At 36.8% G+C, this 21,658-nt stretch carries 21 protein-coding genes; 10 read left to right on the top strand and 11 right to left on the bottom strand.

The window, feature by feature from the left end; all coding sequences use genetic code 11:
* Positions 1-8: 8 nt before the first annotated feature.
* The 7 genes from trmB (at position 9) to ACSVH7_RS01330 (ending at position 4,333) form a co-directional block, all read left to right on the top strand.
* Positions 9-686, top strand: coding sequence for a tRNA (guanosine(46)-N7)-methyltransferase TrmB (gene trmB, locus ACSVH7_RS01360; protein ID WP_438064898.1), 678 nt, complete (start codon positions 9-11; stop codon positions 684-686).
* Between the two features lie 38 nt (positions 687-724).
* Positions 725-1,369, top strand: a complete 645-nt coding sequence (locus ACSVH7_RS01355) for a LysE family transporter (protein WP_438064897.1) — start codon at positions 725-727, stop codon at positions 1,367-1,369.
* A 5-nt stretch (positions 1,370-1,374) separates the two neighbouring features.
* The gene (locus ACSVH7_RS01350) at positions 1,375-1,704 is read left to right on the top strand and encodes an MGMT family protein (RefSeq protein ID WP_438064896.1); all 330 of its coding nucleotides are present in this window, start codon (positions 1,375-1,377) and stop codon (positions 1,702-1,704) included.
* A gap of 189 nt (positions 1,705-1,893) precedes the next feature.
* On the top strand, positions 1,894-3,021 hold the full coding sequence (locus ACSVH7_RS01345; protein WP_438064895.1) for a P-loop NTPase: 1,128 nt from the start codon (positions 1,894-1,896) through the stop codon (positions 3,019-3,021).
* 61 nt (positions 3,022-3,082) lie between these two features.
* Positions 3,083-3,322: a NifU family protein gene (locus tag ACSVH7_RS01340; RefSeq protein WP_438064894.1), complete on the top strand. Its 240-nt coding sequence runs from the start codon at positions 3,083-3,085 to the stop codon at positions 3,320-3,322.
* Between the two features lie 202 nt (positions 3,323-3,524).
* Positions 3,525-3,995 carry a hypothetical protein gene (locus ACSVH7_RS01335; protein WP_438064893.1) on the top strand — a complete coding sequence of 157 codons (471 nt, stop codon included), beginning with the start codon at positions 3,525-3,527 and terminating at the stop codon, positions 3,993-3,995.
* Positions 3,996-4,015: 20 nt separating this feature from the next.
* Complete coding sequence (locus ACSVH7_RS01330) at positions 4,016-4,333, top strand: 2Fe-2S iron-sulfur cluster-binding protein (protein WP_064715444.1); 318 nt, start codon at positions 4,016-4,018, stop codon at positions 4,331-4,333.
* Between the two features lie 30 nt (positions 4,334-4,363).
* On the opposite strand, the gene ACSVH7_RS01325 is transcribed toward ACSVH7_RS01330, so the two are convergent.
* The 6 genes from ACSVH7_RS01325 to ACSVH7_RS01300 all read right to left on the bottom strand — a co-directional run bounded on the left by ACSVH7_RS01325 (position 4,364) and on the right by ACSVH7_RS01300 (position 9,280).
* A complete protein-coding gene (locus ACSVH7_RS01325) occupies positions 4,364-5,131 on the bottom strand; it encodes an SGNH/GDSL hydrolase family protein (protein WP_438064892.1) in 768 nt (255 codons plus the stop codon).
* Between the two features lie 9 nt (positions 5,132-5,140).
* Positions 5,141-5,923: a DUF3050 domain-containing protein gene (locus tag ACSVH7_RS01320; RefSeq protein ID WP_438064891.1), complete on the bottom strand. Its 783-nt coding sequence runs from the start codon at positions 5,921-5,923 to the stop codon at positions 5,141-5,143.
* Between the two features lie 87 nt (positions 5,924-6,010).
* On the bottom strand, positions 6,011-7,189 hold the full coding sequence (locus ACSVH7_RS01315) for an acyl-CoA dehydrogenase family protein (protein ID WP_315156814.1): 1,179 nt from the start codon (positions 7,187-7,189) through the stop codon (positions 6,011-6,013).
* A 175-nt stretch (positions 7,190-7,364) separates the two neighbouring features.
* Entirely contained in the window at positions 7,365-8,078 is a 714-nt protein-coding gene (locus ACSVH7_RS01310) for a tRNA1(Val) (adenine(37)-N6)-methyltransferase (RefSeq protein ID WP_438064890.1), read from the bottom strand.
* Positions 8,079-8,185: 107 nt separating this feature from the next.
* Positions 8,186-8,710, bottom strand: coding sequence for a ribosome maturation factor RimM (gene rimM / locus ACSVH7_RS01305; RefSeq protein WP_438064889.1), 525 nt, complete (start codon positions 8,708-8,710; stop codon positions 8,186-8,188).
* Between the two features lie 15 nt (positions 8,711-8,725).
* Positions 8,726-9,280 carry a 30S ribosomal protein S16 gene (locus ACSVH7_RS01300; protein ID WP_159688096.1) on the bottom strand — a complete coding sequence of 185 codons (555 nt, stop codon included), beginning with the start codon at positions 9,278-9,280 and terminating at the stop codon, positions 8,726-8,728.
* 195 nt (positions 9,281-9,475) lie between these two features.
* Here ACSVH7_RS01300 and ACSVH7_RS01295 point away from each other — a divergent pair, with 195 nt between their 5' ends.
* Together ACSVH7_RS01295 and ACSVH7_RS01290 are read left to right on the top strand one after the other, a co-directional pair.
* Positions 9,476-9,967, top strand: a complete 492-nt coding sequence (locus tag ACSVH7_RS01295) for a DUF6252 family protein (protein WP_438064888.1) — start codon at positions 9,476-9,478, stop codon at positions 9,965-9,967.
* 130 nt (positions 9,968-10,097) lie between these two features.
* Positions 10,098-10,439 carry an RNA recognition motif domain-containing protein gene (locus ACSVH7_RS01290; RefSeq protein WP_064715451.1) on the top strand — a complete coding sequence of 114 codons (342 nt, stop codon included), beginning with the start codon at positions 10,098-10,100 and terminating at the stop codon, positions 10,437-10,439.
* A gap of 110 nt (positions 10,440-10,549) precedes the next feature.
* Here the strand turns inward: ACSVH7_RS01290 and leuB are convergent, their stop codons facing one another.
* The 5 genes from leuB to leuC form a co-directional block, all read right to left on the bottom strand.
* Positions 10,550-11,611, bottom strand: coding sequence for a 3-isopropylmalate dehydrogenase (leuB, locus tag ACSVH7_RS01285; RefSeq protein WP_438064887.1), 1,062 nt, complete (start codon positions 11,609-11,611; stop codon positions 10,550-10,552).
* An 86-nt stretch (positions 11,612-11,697) separates the two neighbouring features.
* Positions 11,698-13,221, bottom strand: a complete 1,524-nt coding sequence (locus tag ACSVH7_RS01280) for an alpha-isopropylmalate synthase regulatory domain-containing protein (protein WP_438064886.1) — start codon at positions 13,219-13,221, stop codon at positions 11,698-11,700.
* Positions 13,222-13,265: 44 nt separating this feature from the next.
* Positions 13,266-13,772, bottom strand: coding sequence for a GNAT family N-acetyltransferase (locus ACSVH7_RS01275; protein ID WP_438064885.1), 507 nt, complete (start codon positions 13,770-13,772; stop codon positions 13,266-13,268).
* A gap of 372 nt (positions 13,773-14,144) precedes the next feature.
* Complete coding sequence (gene leuD, locus ACSVH7_RS01270; protein ID WP_438064884.1) at positions 14,145-14,741, bottom strand: 3-isopropylmalate dehydratase small subunit; 597 nt, start codon at positions 14,739-14,741, stop codon at positions 14,145-14,147.
* 162 nt (positions 14,742-14,903) lie between these two features.
* Complete coding sequence (gene leuC / locus ACSVH7_RS01265) at positions 14,904-16,301, bottom strand: 3-isopropylmalate dehydratase large subunit (protein WP_438064883.1); 1,398 nt, start codon at positions 16,299-16,301, stop codon at positions 14,904-14,906.
* 698 nt (positions 16,302-16,999) lie between these two features.
* Here leuC and dnaE point away from each other — a divergent pair.
* Positions 17,000-21,520 carry a DNA polymerase III subunit alpha gene (dnaE, locus tag ACSVH7_RS01260; RefSeq protein ID WP_438064882.1) on the top strand — a complete coding sequence of 1,507 codons (4,521 nt, stop codon included), beginning with the start codon at positions 17,000-17,002 and terminating at the stop codon, positions 21,518-21,520.
* Positions 21,521-21,658: the final 138 nt, after the last annotated feature.

Here is a 21,658-nt window from a genome sequence, read left to right as displayed (position 1 = left end):
CAAGAAAAGTGGGAAGCAAGAATAAATTAAAAAGGTTCAAGGAAAATGAAACATTCAATAATGTGTTTCAACCAACTAGAGAAGAAGTAGTAGGGGAGTTGTTTCCTCTAAAAGGAAAATGGAATACAGAATTCTTCAATAATGACAATCCACTTGTTTTGGAATTGGGTTGTGGAAAAGGAGAATACTCCGTTGGATTGGCTGAGCGCTATCCTAATAAAAATTTTATTGGTATCGACATCAAAGGGGCTCGTTTTTGGAGAGGAGCAAAAACCGCAGTAGAATCGGGTTTACATAATGTAGCTTTTGTGCGTACTCAAATCGAATTGATTCATCATATTTTTGCTGAAAATGAAGTGGACGAAATTTGGATTACTTTTCCCGATCCACAGATCAAATACAAGAGAACTAAGCATCGTATGACAAACTCAGAGTTCTTGCAATTGTATAAAAAAATCCTCAAAAAAGACGGTATCGTTAATCTTAAAACGGATTCGGAGTTTATGCATGGCTACACTTTGGGTCTTTTGCATGGCGAAGGACATGAGGTTATTTACGCAAATCATAATGTGTATAAAAATGAAGGAAGTCCTGAAGAAGTAACTGCTTTTCAAACTTTTTATGAAAAACAGTATTTAGCGGTTAACAAAGCCATCACTTTTATCCGTTTTAAAATAAAACCATAAGTTAGGGCTATTTAGGCTTTTTCTATTCCAATAACAATATGCATATACTTGCTCTCTTCTTTTTAGGATTTATTAGCGCTTTCGTAGGGATTTCTCCTCCAGGATTAATCAATATGACGGCAGTAAAAGTGAACCTAAAAGAGGGGAAGTCAACAGCTATGTGGTTTGTTCTTGGAGCCATCATCATTATTTTTATTCAAACTTTTTTAGCTCTTCTCTTTGCGCGGGTCATCGATAAGAGTCCTTCACTTATCTTATTGCTTCGCGAAATGGGGTGTGTGATTTTTGCATTGCTTACGTTGTACTTTCTTTTCATTGCCAAAAAGCCCAAATTAAAACAAGGTTCAATTAAGAAATACAGCAATAGTTCTCGTTTTTTTCTTGGAGTATTGCTGTCTGCGTTGAATTTTTTTCCGATTCCCTATTATGTGCTTTTGGGAATTACTTTTGCCTCCTATCAGTTGTTTAGCTTTGATTTTACCTCTATTTTGATCTTTGTTATGGGAGTAGCTTCGGGGGCTTTTTTGGTGTTTTACGGCTATGTGGTTTTCTTCACAAAGATTGAATCCAAAGCCGATTTTTTTATTCAAAATATGAACAAAATTATTGGTTCAATCACCGGAATAGTGACCTTGATTACTTTTTGGAATATTTTAAAATATTACGACCTTCTCCTATTTTAATACTGATGGAAGAAACAAACTTTTTTGATCGTGTTTATGCTATTGTCAAGCAAATTCCCCATGGAAAAGTGACTTCTTATGGTGCTATTGCTAAGGCTTTGGGAACCACTCGTTCTGCTCGTATGGTAGGTTGGGCGATGAATGCTTCGCATCATTTAGCCGATGTACCTGCTCATCGTGTTGTGAATCGTAAAGGACTTCTAACAGGAAAACTTCATTTTGATGGAACGAATTTAATGCAGCAATTGCTAGAGAATGAAGGTATTGCTGTTAAAGACAATCAGATAGTAAATTTTGAAGCTCATTTTTGGGAACCTTCCATAGTTCAAGAATAATTATGGATGTTTTTTGAGTCAAAAAAACTGTTGCTTAAAGTTTTCTTAAAACACTACTTTTGAAGTGATTTCTCTTATTTTTCTATCAATTATTTCAATTTTTTACTAATTGAATACAAGAATTAACCATTATCTTTGTGACTCAAAAAAAAATCTTGTGTAAGATTAATTTAGATAAATATTTAATTCATGAAACTAGATAGAAAAGAAATACTAAAGGCTTTAGAAACAATTACTATTGCCGGAGAAGGAAAGAATATGGTGGAGAGTGGCGCAATTGCCAATGTAGTGACTTTTGGAGATGAAGTGGTAGTTGATTTGGTTTTGCATACTCCAGCCATGCACATTAAAAAACGAGCGGAAGACGATATCAAAAAAACGATTTTGGAAAAAGTTGCAGCCGAGGCAAAAATCAAAATCAATACGAAGGTAGAAGTACCGGACAAGCCAGAAATAAAGGGCAAAGCCATTCCTGGAATTAAAAATATAATTGCTGTAGCCTCTGGAAAAGGAGGAGTAGGAAAATCTACTGTTACGGCAAACTTGGCAGTTTCATTAGCCAAAATGGGGTTTAGTGTTGGAGTATTAGATGCTGATATTTACGGGCCATCCATGCCAATCATGTTCGATGTTGAAAATGAAAAACCAATCTCTATTGAAGTAGACGGAAAGTCAAAAATGAAACCCGTTGAAAGTTATGAAGTAAAAATGCTATCTATTGGCTTTTTTACCTCACCTAGTCAGGCGGTAATTTGGAGAGGTCCAATGGCGTCTAAGGCTTTGAACCAAATGATTTTTGATGCTAATTGGGGTGAATTAGACTTTATGTTGATTGACTTGCCACCAGGAACAGGAGATATTCATTTATCAATTATGCAATCTTTACCTGTAACAGGTGCTGTTGTAGTGAGTACTCCCCAAGCGGTTGCTTTGGCAGATGCTAAAAAAGGAGTGGCCATGTTCATGTCTGAAGCGATCAATGTTCCTGTTTTGGGTATTATTGAGAATATGGCTTATTTTACGCCACAAGAACTTCCTGATAATAAATACTATATCTTTGGAGAAGCAGGTGCACGTGATTTGGCCAAAGATTTAGGAGTGCCTTTCTTGGGAGAAGTGCCCATTGTACAATCTATCCGTGAGGCAGGAGATTATGGTAGGCCTGCGGCTTTGCAAACGGATTCCATTATTGGAACTATTTTTGAGTCTATTACGCGTAATGTCGTAGAAGAGACTGTAAAAAGAAATGAAAGTTTACCAGCAACCGAAGCCATAAAAATTACTACTATGGCAGGTTGTTCCTCGGTAAAAAAATAATTAATTAAAAACACCATCACAAAGGAAACTTATGGATGGTGTTGTTAAATTTAAAATCAAAATGACAACAGAAGAATTAACGGAAAATGTAATCAAAGCATTAGACGAAATTAGACCTTTTCTTAAATCTGATGGAGGTGATATAACTCTCATTGGAATAGAAGACGATAAACACGTGAAAGTGCGATTGGAAGGCGCTTGCACTAGTTGTAGTGTTAATCAAATGACGCTGAGAGCTGGCGTGGAAACTACTATTAAAAAATTTGCTCCTCAAATCGAAACGGTTGTAAACGTGATGTGATACAGGAATAGGGGATGACTTTTTATAAAAATCATTTTTGCTTTTGAGTTTTTAAAACGTATTCCGATGTCGAGATAAATTTAGTGTTGTATTCATTTTTTTCTTGTTTTGGTAGAAAAATGTACGAATAATTCATATTTATTTTCTTTGTTTATTTGAGAAAAAAATTATATTTGAGTTATTAACCATAAATTAACCAATTATGAAAAAACAGTACTTATTTTTTATGTTGCTTTTGTCTCTTTTTACGGGCTATGGACAAGAACTTATTCAAGAAGCGGAGGTTTCAAAAGCTTATATCGGATATGATGGGGAATGGCAGAATACTTCGTTTAAAACGCCAGTAAAAGTGTTTTCGAATCGGTTAGGGTTTTTGAAAATTGCTGGGGCTGATTTTTTAATCAAGCTTAGTGGAGACAAAGCAAAAATGGAAGAAAACACGGCTTATGATTCTGCAGAATTGACTTATCCTGAATTAGTAAATACAAAAAATGAAAAAAATGGTTTGGTGAATACTACTTATAAGGGAAAACTAGTCTATAAAACCATAGATGGAGTGTATACTCCTGATGTGACTGTAGTATTTACCATAAATCAAGCGGATATACTTCGTTTGAAAATTAGTAACAATAGAAATAGTAAAGAATATATTTTAGATCTTCAGATCAAATAAATAATAAGGAATTTTAGATAATGGATGTTTTAATAAAGATTAAAGATAGAGAAGGGGTTGTTCACGAATTGCAAGCACCTACGGATATGGCAATGAACATTATGGAATTGTGCAAAGCCTATGAGTTGCCAGTTGAAGGAACTTGTGGCGGAATGGCCATGTGTGCTTCTTGCCAGTGTTATGTGCTCAATGAGGTTGAATTACCTCCTATGGGTGATGATGAAGAAGCCATGCTATCGGAAGCTTTTTATGTGAAATCCAATAGTCGTTTAGGTTGTCAAATTCCAATAACGGAAAGCCTTGAAGGCCTTGAGTTAGAATTGGCCCCAGAAAATTAAAATTAAGCCCTGTCATAATAAGATGGGGCTTTATTTTTGAACTATTACGTTCGCTTTTGGCGCTATTCTTTCAACAAATAAGGAATATGCTTTTTCTGAAGGATGAAGGCCATCTGTAGCTACTAAATAAGTTTCTTTTAATCCTTGTCTTGTGATGTCGGTTATGTTGATAAAAGTAATGCCATTGGCATCGCAATAACTTTTTGCAAATGCATTATACCGATCGATTTCCGTTGAGATTTTGGTAGGAGTTCCAAATTGTTGACCGAATGGAGTGTAAGCATAATCAGGGATCGAAACCACTATAACATTGTCTTTATTGCCTTTTGCTAATGTGATGGCTGTTTGTGCCAATTGCGGAAACTCTCTTTCGTAAATACCAAATTCCCTGTTTTGATATTGATTGTTTACGCCTATAAGTAAGGTTACCAAGTTATAATCGGTAGTGGGTTGCTGTTCTTTAATCGCATTGATTAAATTAGAAGTCGTCCAGCCCGTTTGCGCAATGATTTTTAGGTCAACCGATAAACCAGGAATCGTAGTCTCTAGTTTTTTCTTTAATTGCTCAGGGAACCGACACGTAAGACACACACTTTGTCCAATCGTATAGCTATCTCCAAGGGCGATATAAGAAACTTTCTTGCTTACGGGTTGTGGCTGAGGTTGAGGTGCTGGGGTAGTTTCAGGTTTAGGAACAAGAGTTGTGTTTTCGCTAGAACATTGGTTGAAAAAAAGCACCACAACCATCATAATGAAGTGTTGTAGTGCTGTTTTTATAGGTTTCGAAAACTGTGTCATACCCTTTTTTTAAGCGGTTTCCATCGTTAAACTCAATTGTTCTTCGATACCATCCCAAAGGCCTATTCTTTTTTCTAACGCTAGAATGGAAATTGCTTCAACTTCTTCCCATTTTTTAGGATCATTTCCGCAAAGCTCTGTAATCATTTGCATGGCCATTGGTCCGTGTTCGTCTGCATCCAATTCAATATGTCTTTCGAAATAGTAAATCAATTGTTTTAAATCCGTTTCTGGAAAGTTTTTTTGAAAGTTTTGCAGTATTTCAGTAAACATACTCGGAATCAAATCTTCTCTTCCGAAAGTGAAAGCTGCGGCGATTTCGTGAGATTTACCGTGTTCAATTACCTGAAAGGTAAAATCTAAAAAGGATTTTATTTTTGGGTGTAATTGACTTTTCTTGATGGCAACAAATATGTTTTGGATGGATTGTACTTCCTCTAAAAAAGTTTTAATACCTGATGTGTCTGCACCACAAGCTTCCATAGCTTCTAAGTACATTTCGAAGTGACTTAAGCGTCTACCATCAATACTGAGGTCAGTTTCTTCGGCCAAAACAATTTCGTTAATTAAATAGCGTGTTTCTGGATTGGGAGTAGCAAACCATGGCGTTGTCGTGCATGTTAGTTTGGCTTGCAAAGCTTTCAAAAGAGACATAAAGTCCCATACGGCATATACATGAGATTCTAAAAAACTATGTAAATCTTCTAGGGTTTGTACTTTATGATATAAACTATGGTTTAAAAGCTGCTCCTTTTGGGTAGCTATCTTTGAATTGATGTAGGTAATATTCATTGGGATTTTTTTGTAAAATTAAAAAAGCTTCCTGTTACCAAGAAGCTTCTATAATTGATTTTATCAATACTTTAATATTTGTTTATCTTATTTAAAAGCTGCAATTCCTGTAATGTCCATTCCTGTGATTAATAAATGAATATCGTGGGTGCCTTCATACGTAATTACCGATTCTAAATTCATCATATGGCGCATGATGGAATATTCGCCTGTGATTCCCATTCCGCCCAGAATTTGTCTGGCTTCACGAGCTATATTGATAGCCATGTCTACATTATTTCTTTTGGCCATAGAGATTTGAGCCGTTGTTGCTTTTCCTTCATTTCTCAAGACACCTAATCTCCAAGTTAGCAACTGTGCTTTGGTGATTTCGGTAATCATTTCGGCCAATTTTTTTTGTTGCAATTGGGTTCCTGCGATAGGTTTGTCAAATTGAATACGCTCTTTGGCATAACGCAAAGCCGTATCATAACAATCCATAGCTGCGCCAATTGCGCCCCAAGCTATACCGTAACGAGCAGAATCTAAACAACCCAGAGGTGCGCCTAATCCTGATTTGTTTGGCAGCAAGTTTTCTTTTGGAACTTTTACATTATCAAAAATCAATTCTCCAGTTGCCGAAGCTCTTAAAGACCATTTGTTGTGGGTTTCAGGAGTGGTGAATCCTTCCATGCCGCGTTCTACGATTAAACCGTGAATTCGTCCTTCTTCGTTCTTCGCCCAAACTACAGCAATATCAGCAAAAGGAGCGTTAGAAATCCACATTTTCGCACCATTTAATAAATAATGATCACCTTTATCTTTAAAGTTAGTGGTCATGCCGCCAGGGTTTGAACCGTGGTCAGGTTCCGTCAATCCAAAACAGCCCATGAATTCTCCAGTAGCTAGTTTGGGTAGGTATTTCATGCGTTGTTCTTCGTTGCCGTATTTCCAAATGGGATACATTACCAAAGATGACTGTACTGATGAAGTAGAACGCACGCCAGAATCACCACGTTCAATTTCTTGCATGATCAATCCGTAAGATATTTGATCCAATCCCGCACCGCCATATTCAACGGGAATATACGGGCCAAAACCGCCAATTTCTCCTAAACCTTTGATGATTTGTTTTGGAAATTCTGCTTTTTGAGCATAGTCTTCTATGATAGGGGATACTTCTCTTTTTACCCAAGCTCTTGCTGCGTCGCGCACTAACTTGTGTTCTTCGGTTAATAAATCGTCAAGATTATAATAATCAGGAGATTGAAATAAGTCTGGTTTCATGGTTCGAAAATTTTATGGCAACAAATCTACATAAAGAAATATAACAAAACTATTCAAAAATGTTATAATTTTTAAAATCAGTTGTTTTTAGATTGAAATATAAAATTACACCTAAAATAGTTTATTTATAATGTATGAAGTCTAATTTATTTTAAATAAAATTAAAGATTACTTTTTACATCTTCAAATAAAAATCCTTAGTTAATTCAATATATTCTGGAGTGTAGACGTGTCTTGCGGTTTCGATAACCAATTCGTCAATTGGTAAATCAGTAGTTTCATTTCGGCTAAAAGCCAATAAACTACGTTTGATTTCTGTAGTAGGTGTTCCTTTGACACGTGTGATTTTCAAAGGATACAATTCGAATTCGTTCGCCAAAGCCATAAAATTTTCTTCTTCTTTGAAGGGTATAATGACTGCAAAAATCCCCTGTTCAGAAAGTAGTAAATCAGCCGCTTCGAGTAATTGCTCAAAAGGCATGGCATCTTGAAATCGTGCTAAATCGCGTGATTCGTTTTCGGTTTTGTAATCTTCGGAATAGAAAGGGGGGTTGGAAACAATCAAATCATATTCGTCTTCGGGTTCTTCTATAAATTCATCCAAACCGGCATGAAAACAAAACAAACGATCGTTCCAAGGTGAATTTTCGAAGTTATCGGTTGCTTGTTCGTAAGCAGCTTCGTCTATTTCTAAAGCATCAATTTGCTGTGCGGCGCTTCTTTGTGCTAACATCAAAGCGATGATGCCTGTTCCAGTACCAATATCTAAAATGCTGAAAGGATGATTGTCAATAGGAGCCCAAGCGCCCAATAAAACACCATCGGTGCCAATTTTCATAGCACAACGGTCTTGTTCAACAAAAAAGTTTTTGAATTGGAATTTTGACATAAAGATTTCAGATTGTAGATTGACGAGTGTTAACCCGAACGATAATGAACTAGCGAAGTATTTCTGATTTTTTCGATTAACCGAATAAACAAATAACCGATTAAACTTTACAGGTACATTTCAATCAATCCCTCTGGCAAATCCATGATGACTTTTTTGTTTTCACGGTCTACTTTTACCAAGAAATGGTCAATCATTGGGATTAAGATTTCTGCGTCGCCTTTTAGTACTTCAAATAAAGGTTGTGCAGTGGTGTCGTTGATAGATTGGATTTCTCCAACATAGCCTAAACGTTGGTCTTCAATTTCAAATCCGATTACTTCGTGAAAATAAAATTTGTTACCGCTCAATTTGGGTAACATTTTTAATGGAAGGTAGATGTCGTTTCCGATAAGTGCATCGGCTTGTTCCTCGGTAGTAATATCCTCAAAACGGATGCGTAAAAAGTCGTTTTTGTGCAGGGAACTACTTTCAATAAAAAAAGGAACCAAGTGTTTGTTGTGGTCAACAAACACTGATTCCAAGTTTTCGTATAACTCAGGTTCGTCCGTGTCTAGATAAGCTAGGACTTCCCCTTTGAAACTAAATTTTTTAGCGATTTTACCTAAATAGAAACAGTCCTTTTTATGCATTGTCGCTGGGTAAAATTAAGCCTCAGTTGTTTCGTTATTCTCTTCTGCAGCTGGAGCTTCTTCAGCTTCAACTTCAGCAACTTCTTCAGCAGGAGTTGCAGCAGCAATAGCGTCAGCTTCAGCTTGAGCAGCAGCAGCTAAACGTTTTGCATTTACTTCTTGTTCTGCTTTCAAAGCTTTTGCTTTTTCAGCAGCTTGAGCTTTAGTCAAACCTTCTTTTTTAGCATCCACTTTACCAGCTTTTGCTTCTAACCAAGCAGCTAATTTTGCATCAGCTTGTTCTTGAGTTAAAGCTCCTTTACGGATACCTCCATCAAGGTGGTGTTTCAATAAAGCACCTTTGTAAGAAAGAATTGCTCTTGCAGTATCAGTGGGTTGAGCACCATTGTGCAACCATTTCACTGCACTATCCAAATTTAATTCGATAGTTGCTGGGTTAGTGTTTGGATTGTAAGTACCGATTTTCTCTAAGTATTTACCATCTCTTTTTGAGCGAGCATCTGCTGCTACAACCCAGTAAAAAGGTTTTTGTTTTTTACCGTGTCTTTGTAATCTAATTTTTACTGACATAATCTTGTGATTAAATTTTGAGGTACTCGACCTCGATTAATTGAGGGTGCAAAGATACATTTTTTATTTAAAAAAACTAAAACGGACTTATATTATTAAGCCATAGAATTTTAATCCCAGATTGCAAACTGTTTTTTGATGGTTTGAAGAGAAAAAAAGAATAGATTTGCAGTCCATAATTGTGATTTGTGTCAAATGAAAAAAACGCTATTTATTATTATTTTGTCCTTGTTTATGAGCTCATGTTCTGATGAGGTGGTTTTTAATACTCCTTCGGTTCAAGGATTAATGAACACTATTTTTTGGCGCGCTCTTCAGAGTAAAGCGACTTTGTCTAAAGACGGAACAATAGCGATAGAAGCTGTTACTTTGGAGGAAACCTTGACATTACATCTTTCTTCCACTCAAGTAAAAACCTATGTCTTGGATAATAATACGATAGATTATGTGTCCTATACATCACGCGAAACTACTCCTACAACTACTCTTTCTTCGCAGGACGGAAAAGGAACAGGTAAAATTACGATTACCGAGTATGATGCAATAAAAAATACGATTAGTGGCACTTTTAGTGTTGTGATTCCTTATGTTGCTACAGATACTCAAGAATCTAAAGAATTTTATTTTTCACAAGGTGTTTTTTACAAAGTTCCAGTAGCTCCAGAAGTGGTGACTTTAATCAAATAGTCTAGTTATTAAATTGTTACAAGTGGTAGCGAAATATTTTTTTTTCACAATAATTGTATAATTATTGTATTACATAGTAGATTACAATAAAATAAGATTACATTTGTTGCATTATTATAAATAAGTACTTATGAACATTTTTGTTGGAAGTCTTCCATTCAGTATTGAGGAAGCAGATTTAAGAGAGTCTTTCGAGGCTTACGGAGCAGTAGATTCAGTTAAAATTATTACTGATAAATTTACTGGTAGAAGTAAAGGGTTTGGTTTTGTTGAGATGCCAAACGACGCGGAAGCTCAAAAAGCAATTGACGAATTAAATGGTGCTACTGTTCAAGGACGTGCAATTGTGGTTAACAAATCTGAGCCAAAACCAGAAGGCGAAAGAAGAAGTTTCAACAACAACCGTGGTGGTGATTCACGCGGAGGTTACGGAAACAACCGCGGTGGTGGTGACAGAGGAGGAAGATATTAATATTTTTTTCTAGTATAAAAAAAGGGAACAGTTGAAAAATTGTTCCCTTTTTTGTTTCCTCACCCCCTGCGCTCTCCGAAGGAGCGGGGGCTGAAGAATGTTTTTTTGTTTTACAAATTGGCCACTAACCAATCACCAACTTCACTTGTTTTATAAGTTTTACCTCCATTAGGTGCTAAATCTTCGGTAACGATTCCTTCTTCTAGTGATTTGTTTACTACAGTTCTGATGGCTTGTGCTTCGTCTTTTAATCCAAAAGCATCCTCAAACATCATTGCAGCAGATAAAATGGTAGCCAATGGATTCGCGATGTTTAATCCCGTAGCTTGTGGGTAAGATCCATGAATGGGCTCGTATAATGAGGTGTGTTCTCCAACAGAAGCGGAAGGCATTAATCCCATTGAACCTGAAATTACAGAAGCTTCATCGGTTAATATGTCTCCAAATAAATTTTCGGTAATCAATACGTCATAAGAGTTAGGCCATTGTACCAAACGCATTGCGACTGCATCTACAAATTCATAACTCACTTCTACTTCTGGATAGTCTTTTTCCATAGCTTGAACCGTTTCTCTCCAAAGACGAGAGGTTTCTAACACATTAGCTTTATCTACACAGCATAATTTCTTAGAACGCGTCATGGCTAATTCGAAACCTTTTTTCGCCAAACGTTGTACTTCAGCTCTAGTGTACACACAATTGTCAAAAGCAGTTTCGCCATCATCTCTTCTTCCTTTTTCACCAAAATAAATTCCGCCTGTTAATTCTCTTAGGAAAATCAAATCTGTTCCTTCGATACGCTCTTTTTTTAAAGGAGAATTGTCAATTAATGAAGGAAAAGTAAAAGTTGGTCGTACATTGGCAAACAATCCTAATTTTTTACGCATTAGTAACAATCCTTGTTCCGGACGAACGGGTGCACTTGGATTGTTGTCGTATTTTGGATGTCCAATAGCTCCAAACAAAACCGCATCGGCTTTCATACATATTTCGTGCGTTTCGTCAGGGTAAGGTACGCCAACAGCATCAATAGCACAAGCACCAGTTAAGGCAGGTGTCCAAGTGATCTCATGATTGAATTTTTTGGCAATGGCATCCGATACTTTTACGGCTTCGTTGATGACTTCTGGTCCGATGCCGTCTCCGGCTAAAAGGGCAATATTTAATTTCATTATAAATTATTTATTTAAAGATTGAATTATTTGAAGATGTAAAGATTGGCGTTTTAATTTTTCAATCTTTTCAATCATTTCATTTTTTAATTAGTAACTACATTCAACATTTTCTGCGTGGCAATGATAGCGGCAACAGTTTGGTCCGAATCTAATCCTCGTGTTTTAAATTCTTTTCCACTGATTGTCCAAGTGATGACTGTTTCGCACAAAGCATCTGAGCTACTGCCAGGAGGTATTCTTACGGCATAGTCGATGAGCTTAGGTAAAGTCATTTTTTTGCTTTTGTAAATCTTGTTGAGGGCATTCATAAAAGCATCAAATTGTCCGTCGCCTTGTGCATTTTCTTCTATAACTTCGCCATCAATTTTTAGGCAAAGTGTAGTAGAAGGACGCATTCCTTTGGCATGAACCAAAACATAAGATTGCACCACAACCCTTTCTTGATAGGACTGACTGTCTAAAACATCCGAAATGATATAAGGTAAATCTTCTTTGGTAACCGTTTCTTTTTTGTCACCCAACTCGATGATGCGTTGTGTGACGAGTTTTAGATCTTCGGGATTAAGTTGTAAACCTAATTCTTGAAGATTTTTTTCGATATTGGCTTTGCCTGATGTTTTTCCAAGCGCGTATTTTCGTTTTCTTCCAAATCGCTCAGGCAATAAATCGTTAAAATAAAGATTATTCTTGTTGTCTCCATCGGCATGAATACCAGCGGTTTGAGTAAAAACATTATCTCCAACTATGGGTTTGTTCGCCGGAATTCTATATCCAGTAAAAGTTTCTACAAGTTTGCTAACTGAGTATAGAGAAGTTTCTTTGATATTGATTTTTACTTGAGGTAAAAAATCATTGATAACGGCAACGGTACTCTCCAAAGGAGCATTTCCGGCGCGTTCTCCCATTCCATTTACAGTTACGTGTAAACCGCTGATTCCAGCTTTTATGGCTTCCATGACATTGGCAACACTAAGATCATAATCGTTATGTGCATGAAAATCAAAGTGAATGTCAGGGTATTTTTGTGTGATTTTAGAAACAAATTCAAAAGTATCCGAAGGAATTAATACGCCCAACGTATCAGGAAGTAAAATTCTCTTAACGGGCTGTTGTGTGATAAAGGCCAAGTATTGAAATACATACTCGGGAGAATTGCGCATACCGTTACTCCAATCTTCGAGGTAGACATTGGTAGCAATTCCGTTTTGATGTGCCAAAGCTATAGCTTGAGCAATTTCATCAAAATGCTGTTGGGGCGTTTTTTTTAACTGATGGGTCAGATGATTCAGGGAACCTTTGGTTAGCAAATTTTGAACTTTGGCGCCAGCTTTCTTCATCCATTCAATAGAAATTCCGCCATCAACAAATGATAAAACCTCTATTCGATTCGTATAGCCTTTCGTAGCGGCCCAATCCATAATGCCTTTTACGCCTTGAAACTCTCCTTCACTCACTCGAGCAGAAGCAATTTCGATGCGATCAATATGCAATTCTTCTAATAATAATTGAGCAATGGTTAGTTTTTCAGCAGCCGAAAACGATACGCCCGAAGTTTGTTCTCCATCGCGCAAGGTCGTGTCCATTATTTCAATTTTTCTTTTTTCCATATTGCTTTTTGTATTCCTTTTAAAAAGGGTATTATATGTTTTTACTATTCTACTTTAATTTCAAATAGACTTAATGTTATTCCTTCATAATGTTTGGGTAAACCCTCATAATCTGGAGTGATAATTCCAAGGAAATTAAACCCACATTTTTGATAATATTCAATTAAAGATTCATTATCGCCCCAAGTATCCATTCTCAAAAAATCCAAATTATTTTCTTTTGCAAATGGCAATCCCCAATCGATTATTTTTTCCACAAAATGTTGTCCTCTAAATTTAGGATGCGTTACTATTCGGTGAAAATAAACGGCTTTGTCACTATTTTTCTCTTTCCAAATGCTTTTGTCTTCAAATGTTATGGCAAAAACACAAGCAATTTCGTTGTCAATTCTAATTTTCCATTGGCGGTTTTCAGCTATTTCTTTTTCTACTAAGGTTCTGTCAAAACCTTGCCATTGTTTGTTGAATTTCGTTTTTTGATAGGCAATCGCCATATCGTAAAATTCAAAAATGCTATCTATGTCTTCAATCGTGCTGGGCTTGAAATTCATCTTGATAATTTTTATAGCTATTTAGCCCATTGCTGATTTTAAATTGCCTCCTGCTTTAGCTGGAGGTAAATGAATGAATGTCGTCGAATAGGCTTTAGCCAAAACAGCAAAACATTTTGGCTAAAGCCATTGAGCACTATTTCAATTTCATTCCTCCAGCTAAAGCTGGAGGCAATTCAATTTTTTGTGTAATTGTATCTAAGATTAGAATGCAGTAGTGCGACTTCTAAAATCATACTCCTTTATATATAATACACCTGACAGTTTTAGAAAAAGCCATCAGGTGTTATTTTAAATTGTACTGTATTTTTCAGTACTACTTTATTTATAAACAGATTTACTGAATACTAAATACTATAAATTGAGCACTCCCTAATAAGGCAGTTTATCTGCAAACCCTGTAATTTCTTCTTTAATGTTTTGCAAGTAGTCAATATCATCAAATCCGTTAATCATATTGTTCTTTTTGTACCCATTAATATCAAAAGACTCTTTTTGCCCCGTTACTTTAAGTGTAATGGTTTGCTCTGGCAAATTGATTTCCAATTCTGTCTTTGGATCGACTTCGATTGCTTTGAAAATAGTATCCGCAAATTCCGGGCTTACTTGAACTGGCAAAACACCAATATTCAAGCAATTTCCTTTGAAGATATCTGCAAAGAAACTAGAAACTACGGCACGGAATCCATAATCGTAAACTGCCCAAGCTGCGTGTTCTCTTGAAGAACCTGAACCAAAGTTTTTTCCGCCCACTAATATTTTTCCGCTGTATGTTGCGTCGTTTAAAACGAAATCTGCTTTTGGAGTATCGTCTCCATTGTATTTCCAGTCTCTGAAAAGGTTGTCTCCAAAAGCTTCACGTTTTGTGGCTTTCAAGAAACGAGCTGGAATGATTTGATCGGTATCCACGTTTTCTATCGGTAGTGGCACTGCACTACTGGTAAGGATGGTAAATTTATCGTATGCCATGGGAATTTTAGATTTTAGATTAACGATTTTAGATTGTTGATTTATGTGTAGAAATCAAATCTTGTCCGCTAATTTTGTATTAAATATATTGTAAAAAGTCATTGTGATGAAGAATTTAGTTTTCCAACGAAATCTGAAATTAAAAATCGTTAATCTACATTCTTAAATCATTAAATCTCTAGGATCTGTCAGTTTTCCAGTAACAGCAGCAGCAGCAGCCATAATTGGACTAGCCAATAACGTTCTTGAACCAGGACCTTGGCGACCTTCAAAGTTTCTGTTGGATGTACTTACTGCATATTTTCCGGCAGGAACTTTATCATCGTTCATTGCCAAACAAGCCGAACAACCCGGTTGACGCAATACAAAACCAGCTTCTGTAAGAATATCCAAAAGACCTTCTTCTTTAATCTGTGCTTCCACAACGTGAGAACCTGGAACTAGCCAAGCGGTAACATTATCTGCTTTTTGTCTTCCTTTAACAATTTCTGTAAAAGCTCTAAAATCTTCAATACGACCATTGGTACAGCTTCCTAAAAAAACGAAATCAATTGGTTTGCCAATCATCACGTCATTTTCTTGGAAACCCATATAGCCCAAAGATTTTTTATAAGTTTCGGCACCACCTTCCACTTGGTTGGCGTTTGGAATATTTTTGGTGATACCAATTCCCATTCCAGGATTGGTTCCGTAAGTAATCATTGGTTCAATATCCGCTGCGTCGATATTCAATTCAGCATCAAATATTGCATCAGCATCTGTTTTCAGAGTTTTCCAATACTCCACTGCTTTGGTCCAAGTTTCTCCTTTTGGAGCATACAAACGACCTTCCAAGAAATCGAATGTTTTTTGGTCAGGAGCAATCATACCACCACGAGCCCCCATTTCGATACTCAAATTACAAACCGTCATACGGCCTTCCATTGACATTTCTTCAAAAACATTTCCTGCATATTCAGCAAAATATCCTGTTCCGCCCGAAGTTGTCAATTTTGAAATAATATATAATGCTACGTCTTTTGGTCCCACACCTTTGCTCAAAGTTCCATTTACGTTGATACGCATTTTCTTTGGCTTAGGCTGCATAATACATTGCGTAGCCATAACCATTTCCACCTCCGAAGTTCCGATACCAAAAGCAATCGCTCCAAAAGCACCGTGAGTAGATGTATGAGAGTCACCACAAACGATAGTTGCGCCGGGTAAAGTAATTCCGTTTTCAGGACCTACAACGTGAACGATACCATTTTTTTGATGGCCCAATCCCCAGTGCGAAATGCCATATTCAGCGGCATTGTCTTCCAACGCTTTCAATTGATTAGCAGATAAAGCATCGGCAACCGGTAAGTGTTGGTTTATAGTTGGTGTATTGTGATCGGCAGTGGCAAAAGTGCGTTCAGGATACAATACCTTGATGCCTCTTTCTTTCAAACCTAAAAAAGCTACAGGACTAGTCACTTCGTGAATAAAATGACGGTCAATAAAAAACACATCTGGTCCATCTTCTATTTTACGCACCACGTGCGCATCCCATACTTTGTCGAATAATGTAGTACTCATTTTAACTATTTTTTTTAGTGTATTGGTCTTTTTTATTGGGTTACTACCCAAAAAGTATAACTTGGAAGACAAATGTAGCAAACGAATAAAAAGTGTCAATTTTGAAATTTCATTATATACGATACCCAAATTCTTTTTCTACGGCAGATTAGAATTAAAAACTTTCTTTTTTAAGGAAAAAGTTGGATTGGTTTTGCTATTGATTTGAAAAGAGGGAACATCTTTTTTTAAAATTAAAATCCTTTTTAGATATTGTATTTTTATTGTGTTATTTTTTAATTAAACCGTTTTTTCAATGATTTCACTGCGTTTTTTCTATCTAAATCTTGTTTTTTGATTAAAAATAGTCAACAAAGTGCTGTTTTTGTGCCTAGTGAAAGGGGTATTATTTAGAAGTAAAATTGATAAGATGAGTTCTTTAAAACACTTTTTTTTTAATTTAAAACTACGACATCCAAAAATGAGATTTTGTGTTTTTTTAATGAAAAGGATTAAAATTTCTTTGGCTTTGGTGCCGAAATTTTAAGCAAGATTTTGATTGGAATAAAAAAACAAATAGCCTCAAGTTTCTTTAAAAAAAAACTAAATTTGAACTTCCGCCATTTTGTATTTTGCTTTTTTTTATACTCTTTAAAATCAGTTTTTTAAGGAGTTTCAAAATTGGATTTTGGAATTTTTAATCTTTGTTATTTTAACCTATGTACTTAATATTCGATACCGAAACCACCGGATTACCCAAACGATGGGGAGCGCCCTTATCTGATACTGATAACTGGCCAAGATGTATACAAATCGCTTGGCAGTTGCACGATGATATGGGGAATTTGGTGGAGCATCAAGATTATTTGGTGCAGCCAGAAGGGTTCAATATTCCTTATGATGCCGAGCGAATCCACGGTATTTCTACCGAATTAGCGCAAGCAGAGGGAATTCCTTTGGCGGAAGTATTAGAGAAGTTCAATATAGCTTTAGGTAAAGCTAAATTTATTGTAGGTCAAAATGTAGGTTTTGATGTCAATATTATGGGTTGCGAGTTTTATCGTTTGGGTGTGGCTTCGCCTATGGGTGAAATGCTAATTCTTGACACGTGTACTGAGGTAACTGCTTCCTTATTGAAATTGCCTGGTGGTAGAGGAGGTAAGTTCAAATTGCCAACGCTTACTGAGTTGCATCAGTATTTATTTGACCAACCTTTTGCTGAAGCACACAACGCCACTGCCGACGTTGAGGCCACCACAAGATGTTTTCTGGAATTAATTAGAAAAGAAGTTTTTACCAAACAGGAGTTGGAAGTAGAACCTATTTACTTCAAGGAATTCCAAAGTAAAAATCCAGATCCTTTTCCGTTAATTGGATTAAAGCACATCAATCTTAAGAAGGCTTCTGATGCTATTCGGGAACAACTTAAAGCCTCAGGCGTTGTTACCGATGCACCAATTTTGACCGAAACAGAAAAGAAAGATTTTTCGGCAGCAGCTTTTGCTCATTTGCACAATCACACACAGTTTTCTGTTTTGCAATCCACCATTGCGATTGGTGGTTTGGTAGCGGCTACGGCCAAAAATAATTTTCCTGCAGTAGCCATGACGGATACTGGAAACATGATGGGGGCTTTTCATTTTGTGAGTGCCGTTATGAATCACAACAAATCGGCATCGGCTAAAAACAAAGCATTGGTAGAAAGTGGAGAAGAACCCACTGAAACCGAGATAAAACCTATTGTAGGTTGTGAGTTCAACATCTGTGATAATCATTTGGATAAAACCAAGAAAGACAATGGTTATCAAGTGGTTTTATTGGCAAAGAATAAAAAAGGCTATCACAATTTGGCCAAAATGGCTTCTATTGCTTACACAGCAGGCTTTTATTATGTGCCAAGAATTGATAGGACTATAGTCGAACAGTACAAAGAAGATATAATGGTTTTGTCTGGAAATTTATACGGAGAAATTCCGAGTAAAATTCTGAACGTAGGGGAAAATCAAGCTGAGGATGCTTTGCTTTGGTGGAAAGCACAATTTGGAGACGATTTGTATCTCGAAATTATGCGCCACAATCAAGAAGATGAAAATAGGGTGAATAAAACACTCATTGAATTTTCTCAGAAACATCAAGTCAAACTTATTGCCACCAACAATACCTATTACTTAAATAAAGAAGATGCCAATGCACACGATATCTTGTTGTGTGTAAAAGATGGCGAAAAACAAGCCACACCCATTGGTAGAGGTCGGGGCTATCGTTATGGATTGCCCAATCAGGAATATTATTATAAGTCGGGTGAGGAGATGAAAAAACTCTTTGCCGATTTGCCTGATGCGATTATTAACATTCAAGAAATTGTAGATAAAGTCGAAATTTACTCCTTGTACCGTGACGTACTGTTGCCTAAATACGACATTCCACAAGAATTTGTAGTACCAGAAGATGAAGCTGATGGTGGCGTTAGAGGAGAAAATGCCTATTTGCGACACCTTACAATGGAAGGAGCAAAGCGACGTTATGGTGAAATCACGGAGTCGATTCAAGAACGATTAGATTTTGAATTACTAACCATTTCCAATTCGGGTTATCCTGGTTATTTCTTGATTGTACAAGATTTTATCGCCGAAGCACGAAAAATGGACGTTTCTGTTGGGCCAGGTCGTGGCTCGGCAGCGGGTTCGGCGGTAGCGTATTGCTTGGGAATTACCAATATTGACCCTATTAAATACGATTTGCTTTTTGAGCGTTTCCTGAATCCGGATCGTGTGTCCATGCCCGATATTGATATCGATTTTGATGATGAGGGCCGAGGTCGAGTAATGGATTATGTAATCAATAAATATGGTGCCAATCAAGTAGCTCAAATTATTACCTATGGTAAAATGGCTACGAAATCGGCTATTCGAGATACGGCTCGTGTTTTGGATTTGCCTTTGTTTGAAGCGGATAGAATTGCGAAGTTAATTCCGGGTATGATGCCATCAAAATGGAATTTGGCGCGTTTTATTTCAGAAAAAGAAGACGACGTAAAAAAAGCGTTGCGTTCGGATGAGTTTGATAGTGTAAAAGAACTCATTGCTATTGCTAATGGTGGTGATTTGGCTGGAGAAACCATTCAGCAAGCCAAGATATTGGAGGGTTCGATGCGAAACACTGGGATCCATGCTTGTGGGGTGATTATTACGCCATCAGACATTACCAATTATGTTCCAGTAACTACGGCCAAAGATTCGGATTTGTATGTTACCCAGTTCGACAACTCGGTGGCTGAAAGTGCAGGATTGTTGAAAATGGACTTCTTGGGGTTGAAGACCCTTACGTTGATTAAAGACACTGTTAAATTAGTAAAATACCGAACGGGAATTCAGCTCGATCCCGATACGTTTCCTATTGATGATGTTAAAACCTATGAGCTGTTCCAAAGAGGAGAGACAGTAGGGATTTTCCAATACGAGTCACCTGGTATGCAAAAGTATATGAAGGACTTGAAGCCTACTGTTTTTGGGGATTTGATTGCGATGAATGCCTTGTATCGTCCAGGACCATTAGAGTATATTCCGTCTTTCGTTCGAAGAAAAAATGGCGAAGAAGAAATCAAATACGATTTAGATGCTTGTGCTGAATATTTGTCTGAAACCTACGGAATTACGGTATACCAAGAGCAGGTGATGCTTTTGTCTCAATCTTTGGCTGGTTTTACCAAAGGTGAGGCCGACGTTTTGCGTAAGGCAATGGGTAAAAAGCAAAAAGACGTTTTGGATAAAATGAAGCCGAAGTTTGTGGAGCAAGCAGCTGCCAAAGGTCATGATGCAACGGTTTTGGAGAAGATTTGGAAAGACTGGGAAGCATTTGCGAGTTATGCTTTTAATAAATCGCACTCTACTTGTTATGCTTGGATTGCCTATCAAACGGCTTATTTGAAAGCGCATCACCCTGCAGAGTACATGGCTGCGGTACTTTCGAATAACATGAATGATATCAAGCAAGTGTCGTTTTTTATGGAAGAATGTAAGCGTATGGGATTGCAAGTTTTGGGTCCTGACGTTAATGAGTCTTTCTATAAATTTACTGTAAATGAAGATTACGCCGTTCGTTTTGGAATGGGAGCCATCAAAGGTGTAGGTTCTGGAGCGGTGGCAACAATTGTTGAAAACAGAAAGGACAGCAAATACAAATCCATTTTTGATTTGGCCAAACGCATCGATTTGAGAGCTGCCAATAAAAAAGCTATCGAAAATTTAGCCTTGGCAGGAGGCTTCGATTCGTTTGAGGGAACCACTCGAGCACAATATTTTCATGATGATGGTGATGGGATTACGTTTTATGAAAAGGCTATTCGATATGGAGCAAAATTTCAAGAAAATGAAAACTCCTCCCAAGTAAGTTTGTTTGGAGAAAGTAGCGAGGTACAAATTGCTGAACCTGTGGTGCCGCCCTGCGAGGATTGGAGCACCATGGAAAAACTCGCCAAAGAAAAAGAAGTGGTGGGGATTTATATTTCGGGTCACCCTTTGGATGACTATAAATTCGAGATGAAGTATTTCTGTAATGCAAAGTTGGAAGCCCTAAAAAGCTTAGAACAACACGTTACCAAAACACTAACTTTTGCGGGCATCATTAATAATGTGCAACATCGTGTAGCCAAAAATGGTAAAGGATGGGGCATGTTTACGCTCGAAGGCTATGATGAAAATTTTGAGTTTCGAATTTTTGGAGAAGAGTACTTGAAATTTCGTCATTTCTTCATTCAAAATAATTTTACTTATATTAAGATATTGGTAAAAGAAGGTTGGGTCAATCAAGAAACAGGTAAACGAGCTGAGCCTAGAATACAATTTGTTGAGGTAAAGCAATTGCAAGATGTCTTAGAAGCCTATGCTAAAAAATTGATTTTGTTGTTGAATATTAAGGATATTGAAGCAGAATTTATTTATAAATTAAACGACTTGTTTCAGCAAAATAAAGGGGAACATACAGTCAATTTTGAGGTAATGGAGCTGGAACGCGTACGGCGAATGGTGGCTCACGAAGGAAATGACGATGAGGAGCAAGAATTTGAAACCAATGACGAAGTAGAAACCAATACCAATCCGATTGCGCCAAAAGTAGAAGAAATTGAAGAAATAAAAGTAGTCACCAAACTAGCCATGCCTAGTCGAAAACTAAAAGTTAAGATTTCGAATGAACTCCTTTTTGAGTTAGAAAAAATGCAAGTCAATTTTAAATTAAACTAAATTTTTAAGGTTAAAAAAATGAATAATTCTTGGTTAATTTTTATTTTGTTGGGAGAATTAAAAATTTGTTCTTAATTTTTTTGAATATAAAATAGTTGCGAATAGTATGCATGCATACTAAAATTTGTTCAATACTTT

Source organism: Flavobacterium sp. TSSA_36 (assembly GCF_051547165.1).
GTDB lineage: Bacteria > Bacteroidota > Bacteroidia > Flavobacteriales > Flavobacteriaceae > Flavobacterium.
This window is presented reverse-complemented; position numbering and strand designations above follow the sequence as displayed.

Excerpts from the sequence above, each read along its gene's own strand:
- ACSVH7_RS01290 (WP_064715451.1), top strand. The coding sequence starts at position 10,098 with ATGAACATTTTTGTTGGAAGTCTTCCATTCAGTATTGAGGAAGCAGAT.
- ACSVH7_RS01275 (WP_438064885.1), bottom strand. The coding sequence starts at position 13,772 with ATGAATTTCAAGCCCAGCACGATTGAAGACATAGATAGCATTTTTGAA.
- rimM (WP_438064889.1), bottom strand. The coding sequence starts at position 8,710 with ATGCATAAAAAGGACTGTTTCTATTTAGGTAAAATCGCTAAAAAATTT.
- ACSVH7_RS01320 (WP_438064891.1), bottom strand. The coding sequence starts at position 5,923 with ATGAATATTACCTACATCAATTCAAAGATAGCTACCCAAAAGGAGCAG.
- ACSVH7_RS01310 (WP_438064890.1), bottom strand. The coding sequence starts at position 8,078 with ATGTCAAAATTCCAATTCAAAAACTTTTTTGTTGAACAAGACCGTTGT.
- ACSVH7_RS01315 (WP_315156814.1), bottom strand. The coding sequence starts at position 7,189 with ATGAAACCAGACTTATTTCAATCTCCTGATTATTATAATCTTGACGAT.
- ACSVH7_RS01325 (WP_438064892.1), bottom strand. The coding sequence starts at position 5,131 with ATGACACAGTTTTCGAAACCTATAAAAACAGCACTACAACACTTCATT.
- leuD (WP_438064884.1), bottom strand. The coding sequence starts at position 14,741 with ATGGCATACGATAAATTTACCATCCTTACCAGTAGTGCAGTGCCACTA.
- dnaE (WP_438064882.1), top strand. The coding sequence starts at position 17,000 with ATGTACTTAATATTCGATACCGAAACCACCGGATTACCCAAACGATGG.
- ACSVH7_RS01355 (WP_438064897.1), top strand. The coding sequence starts at position 725 with ATGCATATACTTGCTCTCTTCTTTTTAGGATTTATTAGCGCTTTCGTA.
- ACSVH7_RS01280 (WP_438064886.1), bottom strand. The coding sequence starts at position 13,221 with ATGGAAAAAAGAAAAATTGAAATAATGGACACGACCTTGCGCGATGGA.
- leuB (WP_438064887.1), bottom strand. The coding sequence starts at position 11,611 with ATGAAATTAAATATTGCCCTTTTAGCCGGAGACGGCATCGGACCAGAA.
- ACSVH7_RS01295 (WP_438064888.1), top strand. The coding sequence starts at position 9,476 with ATGAAAAAAACGCTATTTATTATTATTTTGTCCTTGTTTATGAGCTCA.
- leuC (WP_438064883.1), bottom strand. The coding sequence starts at position 16,301 with ATGAGTACTACATTATTCGACAAAGTATGGGATGCGCACGTGGTGCGT.
- ACSVH7_RS01340 (WP_438064894.1), top strand. The coding sequence starts at position 3,083 with ATGACAACAGAAGAATTAACGGAAAATGTAATCAAAGCATTAGACGAA.
- ACSVH7_RS01345 (WP_438064895.1), top strand. The coding sequence starts at position 1,894 with ATGAAACTAGATAGAAAAGAAATACTAAAGGCTTTAGAAACAATTACT.
- ACSVH7_RS01330 (WP_064715444.1), top strand. The coding sequence starts at position 4,016 with ATGGATGTTTTAATAAAGATTAAAGATAGAGAAGGGGTTGTTCACGAA.
- ACSVH7_RS01335 (WP_438064893.1), top strand. The coding sequence starts at position 3,525 with ATGAAAAAACAGTACTTATTTTTTATGTTGCTTTTGTCTCTTTTTACG.
- ACSVH7_RS01300 (WP_159688096.1), bottom strand. The coding sequence starts at position 9,280 with ATGTCAGTAAAAATTAGATTACAAAGACACGGTAAAAAACAAAAACCT.
- ACSVH7_RS01350 (WP_438064896.1), top strand. The coding sequence starts at position 1,375 with ATGGAAGAAACAAACTTTTTTGATCGTGTTTATGCTATTGTCAAGCAA.